We start from the raw sequence: 7,996 nt of genomic DNA on the forward strand, positions 1-7,996 counted from the left end.
ACCGAAGCTTATCAGTCGGCCTCGTCGTCGGGCAGCGTCTCTGCGGGTGGCTGGGGCTGTGAAAGCACGGGCGCAACGAGCCGGTATGTGCAGTCCGTGGCGACCAGTGTTAACGGACAGATTCGAGTTACGATCGCGACTGGTATTGACGACAGGCTGACGGGGCAGTCGATCTATCTTGCGCCGCAGACTAATGCAGGTGCTGCGATGCAGGCGACCATGATTCCTTCGCAAGTGGGTCAGTGGCTGTGCGGTGTCACTAGCACTCAGTTGGCTACAGTGGGGCGTTTCCTGCCCGGTTCCTGCAAGGCGTCGATCACTGTAGACGGTTCATTCTTGTAATTCGCTGCAGTCAGTGGCGGGCTTATAAGTCAGTCGCTGGCGTCCGCCAGACCGCTTGGGCCTGTTCGGTAGTTTTCCGAGCAGGCCCTTGTGCTTCACCGGTTTCCTGAGCAAAGAGGATTGCGCTTGCCCGAGTTAACCATTCTTATGCCTTGTCTCAACGAGGCGAAGACGGTTGGCGGCTGTGTGTCGGAGGCTATCGCCTTTCTTGCTAACCACCGGATCGATGGTGAAGTGGTGGTGGCCGACAACGGGTCAACTGACGATTCAGTGGCACTTGCCTGCGCTGCAGGCGCACGTGTAGTGCACGTCAGCGATAAGGGGTACGGTGCTGCTCTCTTGGCTGGCATTCACGCTGCGCGAGGGCGGATCGTGATCATGGCCGATAGCGATGGCAGCTACGACTTCTCCCGTTTATTTCCCTTTGTTGATCGACTTCGAGCGGGGGCCGCGCTCGTTATGGGTAACCGCTTCCGTGGGGGTATAGAGGTCGGCGCGATGCCGCTGCTTCACCGATACCTGGGCAATCCCGTGCTAAGCTTCATTGGCCGACACTTTTTCCGCCTACGGATAGGTGACTTCCATTGCGGATTGCGCGGTTTTCACCGCCAAACAATGCAAGACCTCGGTTTGGTTACTCCTGGCATGGAGTTCGCGAGCGAAATGATCGCGAAGGCAGCCCTTGCGGGGCTGCGCATCGAAGAGGTGCCGACTGTCCTTCGCCCGGATGGGCGGGGGCGCCCTTCCCACCTTCGGACTTGGCGCGACGGTTGGCGTCACCTGCGTTTCTTGCTGCTTTTCTGCCCCCGCTGGCTCTTCCTGTACCCCGGAATTGTGCTGTTCGGGCTTGGAATGACTGGCTTCATTGCGCTTCAGCAGGGCTCACTTCAACTGTTAGCAATGGGTCTCGACATCCACTCGTTGCTATATATGGCAGGTTCTACCCTTATCGGCGCTCAGTTGATCCAGATTGCCGTCATGACGAAATGGATCGGAGTGCTTGCGGGAATCGTGCCAAAACCGAAGTGGCTGGCGCGCATCGAGGGATTCGCCTCTGTTGAGCTAGGACTATTCATCGGTGCGACTCTATTGGTTGCGGGGTTCGGTTGGTCTACGCTCCTGTTGAAGGATTGGGGCACTACAGGTTTCGGTGCACTCGATCCGCGGGTCGTAATGCGCAGCGCCATTCCCGCCGTAACCCTTATGGCCCTGGGAATGCAGGCCGCCGCCGCCTCGCTCTTCGCCGGTGCCATTCGTATGAGCTTCAACTCCGTTCGCCGTGTCGGCTGAGCCGATTTGGCGACCGCGCGGGCGTTTGCTCTGGCTTGAGCCACTGCTGGTCTGGCTGGTGGGGGCGCTGACGTTCGTCGCGGTCCCGCTTTCTCTCGGTGAAATCGGGCTCAGCTGGGATGCGCTGAATCATCACATCTACCTCGGCTGGGTAGCTGAATCGCCGCGATTCGACCGCGACTTCGCTGCGGCCTCCTACCAGTCATATCAATACCCCTATCTATATTGGCCAGTTTATAAACTGGCCCTGATGGGAGCTTCGGGCGCCGTTGCAGGCGCGGTCCTGGCGCTCCTGCAGTCGTTAGCAATTCCACCTGTTTGGATTATCGCCCGTTGGTGTAACCCTGGACCCGGTGTGAGCGACATCTGCTTCCGAGTGGCTTCAGTCACGCTGGCGTTTCTAGGGGGACTGACACTGTCACTTTTGGATTCGACATCCAACGATCTCATTGCTGCTACACCATACGTGTGGGCAGTTGCGTTCGCGTTGCTTGCTATGGATGCGCAGCTTCCCGAAAGGGCGACCATTTTCCTACTGCTGTCCGGCATCGCTGCAGGCGTCGCGGTCGCGTTCAAGCTCAGTAACGGACCACTCACCCTTGTATTGCCTTTTCTATGGGGAATCGGTCAGGCGAACGTCCAACGCGCCGTATACAACGTTGCAAGCGCCGGTGCCGCGTTGATTTGCAGCTTCATCATCGTGTATGCGCCCTGGGGCATGCAACTGTGGAGAGAGTTCGGCAATCCGATCTACCCTTTCCACGATGACTTCTTCGAACTCCTTCGGTTCTTGGTAAGAGGCGAATCATGATTCGGTTCAAGCCAGACACTTGGGTCGATGCATTGATGCGGCCGTTCGATATGGTGTCGCCCGAAGCGAATACGTATGTCGAAATTGCTGCGCCGGATCTGCGGTTTGCCGTAGTCATACTGCTCTTGGCATGTGTTGGGGTGGCCGCCCTTCGCGGACGGCTTTCAAGCCGACGCCCACTCGTTCTGCTGGTGTTCACGATTCTCGCGTCGGTTCCATGGTTCGTCACCTCGGGTAATGGGCGGTACTTCATCCCATTTCTCCTACTCAGCGGACCGATAGCAATCGGGCTGGTTTCGATCACTTCGTTCTCGATCGCTTTCAAGCTGCTCATTACGACAATGCTCCTGATGCTACAAGGCTTCCTGCTGGTTCAGCAGTCGCCGTGGGGGGCATGGACACTTGGGACCTGGGGCAAGGCACCGTACTTCCATGTCGGCGTGCCCGCACGAACAGATGGCATCAACTATTTGACTCTTTCGGCGATCTCCTATTCTCTTATGGCCCCCCAGTTTTCTGCTGACGCAGGATGGCTCAATCTCGGAGGCGGGTTCCCGCGTACCGAAGATCAGCGGCGATTACGCGCTTTCCTTTCGTCAGGCCGACCGCTGGTGTTGGTTGCACCAACGTTGGCTACTGAAATGCGATTAGATCGGCAGCCGAGCGAAGCGGCTCTTGAAGCTTTTCAAAGAATGGTGGCACGATATGGCATCGACCTTTCATCCGGTACACCATGCGACTTTATCCCCTCGCACGGCTTCGCCAGCGTCGTTATGCGAGGCGGCTTACATGACACGAGGATGATCGATAAGGCCGGGTTCTGGTTTTGTCCGGTCTCTTTCAATTACAGCATTGCCGGTATGCAGCCCTCGCCCACTGCCGCTGACCCAGCATTTGAAGCTCTCGAAAAGCGCTGTCCGAGGTTCTTTGCTGCAGGGAATGCAGAGACTGAGCGGATTGCGCACGGTTTTGTCCGGAGATACAGCATCTCCGACACGCGTGTATACGTGTATGACGACGGAAGAGTCTATTATAAGTTTTGGCGAAGTCTAAGTTCCGTATTCGTCGGCTATTCAGACCAGGTTTTGTCCGGCGCTATCGTGATGGACTGCTCAAAGATTCGGGCCCCGAACTGGAGGCGTGGCGGACCATGACGCCCGCATGATCTTTTTCTCAACTAATGCTCCAGCAACATTGAAAGTGGCAACTGCAAGTGCAGCCGCAGCCGCAAGACCCACGGAGCCCCAGGTGGTGCACGCGAACCACATTCCCGGCAAACTTCCAACTAACCAGCCGGCGGTCATCTTGGCAACCAGAGGCGTTTGAGAGTTCAGCATGAGAGTCTGAGCCCAAGGACCGCAACAAGCGCGGACAAACCACCCAGCAGCGAGCAGTGACAGCACCCCTGCGCCCGTGGCATATGTAGGTCCAAATGCGACGGCGAGTAAAACACTGCCGGCAAAAAGAAAGCTCAAGAGCCCGATCCCAGTTAACATCGTCTGTACGAGCGTCGAACGAATCAGTATTTGCGCTAGCTCCTTGCGCCCCTTTTCATTGGACAGGCTGACGATCACTGGGGGAAGCGCCGACTCTATCGCCTCGACAGGGAGCGCCAAAGTTTGAGCCAGACGATTGGCTGCCCCGTACATGGCCACGTGCTCGACCGGGAGCAGCCAAGCTGCAATCCAAAGATCGACTTGTACAAAGCCGTAAGTTGCCAAAGCTTGCACCCAGTAAGGGCGAAATTGCTTCGACTCAACTCTTGCCTGAACTGGCTTTGACCACGGACTCGTGTTGGGTAGCGTCATGTACGCCGCTATCAAGGTTGCGATCGTGCATGCGAGGAGCGTCGCTAATACGGCCTCGATTGGGAGACGTATGCCAGTCAAAAAGAGGATGGTAAGCGCGAGGAGAGTGGTAGCCGCAGTCAAAGTGCCGCTGTAAAGACTTGCACTAATGATCCGGCCGTGCGCCCGATGAACCTCCGTCAATAGGTTTTGAATTGCAGTGGCTGTTGCTATACTGAGAACAAAAAATAGCACAGCACCTGAAATCATGGGCCAATTCACGCGCAATCGTATCAGCATGTAAATGCTCATGAGCGCGCCCGCAGTCAAAATGGCAGTGACAGCGCATCTTTTCAGTGCGCTGACCATCCAGCCCCAAGCGTATTCTCGATCACCACGATGCACTGCGAGACCGATTGAACGCTGCGCCAGACCAGGCAGGCCTTGGCCGACGAAAAGGGCAAGGAAGCCGATGACCGAGAGCGCAACGAAATAGGTGCCCATGTCCGACACCGAAAGTAGCCGCGCCAGTATGAACAATGTTGCGAAGTAGAGCCCGGCGTAAGCAAGCCGACTTGCGAAAGCAAAGGTACCCCCCTTTGCAACGAAGCCGAGTGCTTTCATCGGGCGGGTTTCTCTGATCCGTGAAGAATTCGGTTAAGAACGTCGTTAACACGTTCGGCAACTCGGATCCAACTGAAGGCTCTTGCGCGTACAAGGCCTCGTACCTTCAAGCTGTGCCTGAGGTGTTCATCGGTTGATACTCTGTCAATCGCGTCGGCGATGCTCAAGGCATCCGTCGGGTCCACTAGGATGGCATTGCCGTCACCCGAAACCTCAGCCAAGGCGCTTGATGCCGACGTGATCACGGGAGTTCCGCAAGCCATCGCCTCGATCACCGGCAACCCAAAGCCTTCGTAGAGAGAGGGGAAGACCAGTGCCATTGCACCGCGGTAAAGCGCGGCGAGGTCTTCATCACCGATGTCGCCAGTGAACTCAAGCCGATGGCCGATCCCGTACTCTTTTGCGGATGCCAACGTGTCCCGATCGGCAGTCCCGGTAAACCGAAGCCGGTACTCGTTCCTGCAAGCAGTGGCCGCGAATGCCTGAAGGAGTCGTGCAACGTTCTTGTGCCCCACGCGGCGGCCGACGTGCAGGATGTATTTTCCTCGCGCCGACGGCCCCTCCGCATTAAAGGAAGGAGACACGCCATTGCCTACAACATGCACCTTAGCGGGTGATATGGGCAGCCATTCGAGAATGTCGCGGCGCGAATGCTCGGAAACCGTGAGGATGGCCGCAGCCTTGACCGCTGCGGGTAGCACTACCGTTTTGTAGTACATTCGCCGCACTATGGTGGATTCTTCGGGTACCTTCAGATGAACAAGGTCGTGGATTGTAAAGATGAATGGAAGAGGACTGCGTACCGGCGGGTTGAAGCCTGGTGAGAAGTAGCAGCCTGATCGTTTGCCAGCGAGCGCCACACTGATGGCTAAGGGGTCGAGCGGAGACAACTTTGGCCCGACAATGGCGAGCGGGCGGGCGGCAGGGATGCGAGCCAGCAGTTCGGTCGCGAACCGCCCGATCCCATGGCGGCCGCACCAGCGAGCATCGAAATAGACAGGCACGTCCATGGAGAAGGCATTGAGTAGACCTCATCATACCCAGACACCCAAGGTAGCTTACGTGCACGAGTGGCTAACTGAGTGGGGCGGATCTGAGGACGTGGTCCGCGCCATGCTGCGTGCGCTCCCTTCGGACGACTTGTACGCGACTGTCGACTTTATGTCCGATAAGAACCGCCGTAGTCTGGGTGGGGTCAAGCCAAGAACAACCTTTATCCAGCGGCTGCCATGGGCGCGCAAGCGCTTCTGGAACTACCTGCCCTTAACACCGCTGGCTATCGAAACCCTCGATCTCTCCGCCGCGCAGATCATTATCTCCAGCTCCCATGCATTCGCGAAGGGCGTACTCACAACGGCCTCTCAGTTGCACGTTAGCTATGTCCACTCGCCGATGCGCTACGCTTGGGACCTGCACCACCAGTACCTCACGGATTACGGGCTGAACACAGGGTTTCGGGGGGTGGTGGCCCGTTATGTGTTCCATCGCCTTCGCCAGTGGGACCGGCAGACAGCAAACAACGTCGATCTTTTCCTCGCCAACTCACGTCACGTTCAGGCCCGAATCTGGCGGACATATCGTAGGCCTGCGCGTGTGCTGTATCCACCGGTACGTACCGATATATGGCGGCTGGAGACACATAAAGAGGATCACTACGTGACAGTTTCCAGACTCGTCTCATACAAGCGGATCGACCTGCTAGTGGAGGCTTTCCGGTTAATGCCTAAACGGAAGCTGATCGTGATCGGCGACGGACCCGAGTTCCCCCGCCTGGCAAGAAATAGACCGGCAAATGTCGAACTTCTTGGGTGGCAGCCGGATGCAGTCATTCAAGAACATGTCGGTTCGGCTCGCGCATTTCTTTTCGCAGCTCACGAGGATTTTGGAATTTCGCCCGTAGAGGCGCAGGCGTGTGGGACCCCGGTCATCGCGTATGGGGTCGGAGGCGCTGTTGAAACGGTACGAAATGTAGGAGTCGCCGCCCACCCAACGGGACTGCACTTCATGCGCCAATCGGTTGAGGCTGTCATCGCTGGCATTGAAGCGTTCGATGAGGTGCGGAACCAAGTTGATCCATTCGACTGTCACGCATGGGCCCAGAATTTCAGCGAGGACCGCTTCGCAACAGCGTTCAAAGAAATTATTCAGGATGCCTGGGATGTTTGGAGACGGGACCCTGCGGCTGTCGACCTGCAAGTGGCTACCGCTAGTGGCAATCTTAAGGAAGGGCAATAAGCCTGTGATTTCTCCTGTTTCGCGTGCTGCATGGCTTCGGCGGCGAGAATTGCTGTTTCGACGTTTTCGTCAGACGATGGCCATCCCGGCCATGCTAACTTCCTATCGTAGAGAGCTGCGGCAGCTCACTGAAGACCGCCTCAATTTAAGGAACTTCGAATGGCGGGGGTTTTCCCAGAACTGCGAGGACGGGATCATTGCTGAAATATTTTGCCGGATCGGTACGAAGAGCCGATACTGCGTTGAATTCGGCATAGAAAGCGGCATTGAGACCTGCACCCGCTGGCTAATTGAGCGGGAAGGCTGGTCGGGTTTGTGGATTGAAGGGTCGCCCCGTGATGCAGCTGCAGCTCGCCAGCGAGCTTTGAAGTTTGGAGTTGCGGTGAAGCAGGAGTTCATAACTGCAGAAAACATCCAACAGATCTTCCGAACTGTTGGGGTGCCTGTGGATCTCGATCTGCTGGTGATCGACATCGATGGTAATGATTATTGGGTGTGGCAGGCGCTCCGAGATTACGCCCCGCGGGTTGTCGTAATTGAATACAATGGCTCGTTCAAGCCTCCGGCAGACTGGGTAATGCCATACCGGCCGGACCACACATGGAACCTATCGGACCATTATGGCGCCAGCCTCGTGGCACTGACCCGATTGGCGCACGAGAAGGGATATTCACTTGTCGGTTGTGATTCGTGTGGCGTGAACGCCTTCTTCGTAAGACGGGATGAGCTCGCAGGCAAGTTCTCTCACGTCGGCGATGTGTCACGTCATTACATACGCCCTAAAGCCCTTTTTTTCAGCCACTGGCGTCGCCTCTTCGGGCACGTCGTGCGCGGCCCTGCCGTGGGCGAATAGTTTTGCTACCGGAGACTATGGAGTAGATGGCCGCAACCTGCGCCGGGCTTTAAG

8 protein-coding genes are annotated in these 7,996 nt (G+C 57.0%); 6 read left to right on the forward strand and 2 right to left on the reverse strand.

What is annotated here, in order from left to right:
• The 4 genes from V7080_RS21235 to V7080_RS21250 form a co-directional block, all read left to right on the forward strand.
• Window positions 1-342, forward strand: a 342-nt coding sequence (locus V7080_RS21235) for a pilin (protein WP_334190386.1), incomplete at its 5' end; no start/stop codon positions are given.
• A gap of 126 nt (window positions 343-468) precedes the next feature.
• A complete protein-coding gene (locus V7080_RS21240; protein WP_334190387.1) occupies window positions 469-1,632 on the forward strand; it encodes a glycosyltransferase family 2 protein in 1,164 nt (387 codons plus the stop codon).
• Window positions 1,622-2,443 (forward strand): hypothetical protein, encoded by an 822-nt coding sequence (locus tag V7080_RS21245; protein ID WP_334190388.1) that lies wholly within the window; start codon window positions 1,622-1,624, stop codon window positions 2,441-2,443. Before V7080_RS21240 ends, V7080_RS21245 begins: the two co-directional genes overlap by 11 nt.
• Window positions 2,440-3,597, forward strand: a complete 1,158-nt coding sequence (locus V7080_RS21250; RefSeq protein WP_334190389.1) for a hypothetical protein — start codon at window positions 2,440-2,442, stop codon at window positions 3,595-3,597. The genes V7080_RS21245 and V7080_RS21250 overlap by 4 nt, the downstream gene beginning before the upstream one ends.
• Here V7080_RS21250 and V7080_RS21255 read toward each other — a convergent pair.
• Both V7080_RS21255 and V7080_RS21260 read right to left on the reverse strand, forming a co-directional pair.
• Window positions 3,556-4,854 (reverse strand): lipopolysaccharide biosynthesis protein, encoded by a 1,299-nt coding sequence (locus tag V7080_RS21255; RefSeq protein WP_334190390.1) that lies wholly within the window; start codon window positions 4,852-4,854, stop codon window positions 3,556-3,558. The genes V7080_RS21250 and V7080_RS21255 overlap by 42 nt on opposite strands.
• Window positions 4,851-5,864: a glycosyltransferase family 4 protein gene (locus V7080_RS21260; RefSeq protein ID WP_334190391.1), complete on the reverse strand. Its 1,014-nt coding sequence runs from the start codon at window positions 5,862-5,864 to the stop codon at window positions 4,851-4,853. Before V7080_RS21260 ends, V7080_RS21255 begins: the two co-directional genes overlap by 4 nt.
• Between V7080_RS21260 and V7080_RS21265 the strand changes: the two genes are divergently transcribed.
• Together V7080_RS21265 and V7080_RS21270 are read left to right on the forward strand one after the other, a co-directional pair.
• Entirely contained in the window at window positions 5,863-7,089 is a 1,227-nt protein-coding gene (locus V7080_RS21265) for a glycosyltransferase (protein ID WP_334190392.1), read from the forward strand. The genes V7080_RS21260 and V7080_RS21265 overlap by 2 nt on opposite strands.
• A 4-nt stretch (window positions 7,090-7,093) precedes the next feature.
• Complete coding sequence (locus tag V7080_RS21270) at window positions 7,094-7,942, forward strand: hypothetical protein (protein WP_334190393.1); 849 nt, start codon at window positions 7,094-7,096, stop codon at window positions 7,940-7,942.
• Window positions 7,943-7,996: the final 54 nt, after the last annotated feature.

This window comes from Noviherbaspirillum sp. (genome assembly GCF_036846085.1).
In the GTDB taxonomy this organism is placed as follows: Bacteria; Pseudomonadota; Gammaproteobacteria; order Burkholderiales; family Burkholderiaceae_D; genus Noviherbaspirillum.

What these genes read in the sequence shown, in the direction of transcription:
- V7080_RS21255 (WP_334190390.1), bottom strand. Translation starts at nt 4,854, where the DNA reads ATGAAAGCACTCGGCTTCGTTGCAAAGGGGGGTACCTTTGCTTTCGCA.
- V7080_RS21265 (WP_334190392.1), top strand. Translation starts at nt 5,863, where the DNA reads ATGGAGAAGGCATTGAGTAGACCTCATCATACCCAGACACCCAAGGTA.
- V7080_RS21260 (WP_334190391.1), bottom strand. Translation starts at nt 5,864, where the DNA reads ATGGACGTGCCTGTCTATTTCGATGCTCGCTGGTGCGGCCGCCATGGG.
- V7080_RS21250 (WP_334190389.1), top strand. Translation starts at nt 2,440, where the DNA reads ATGATTCGGTTCAAGCCAGACACTTGGGTCGATGCATTGATGCGGCCG.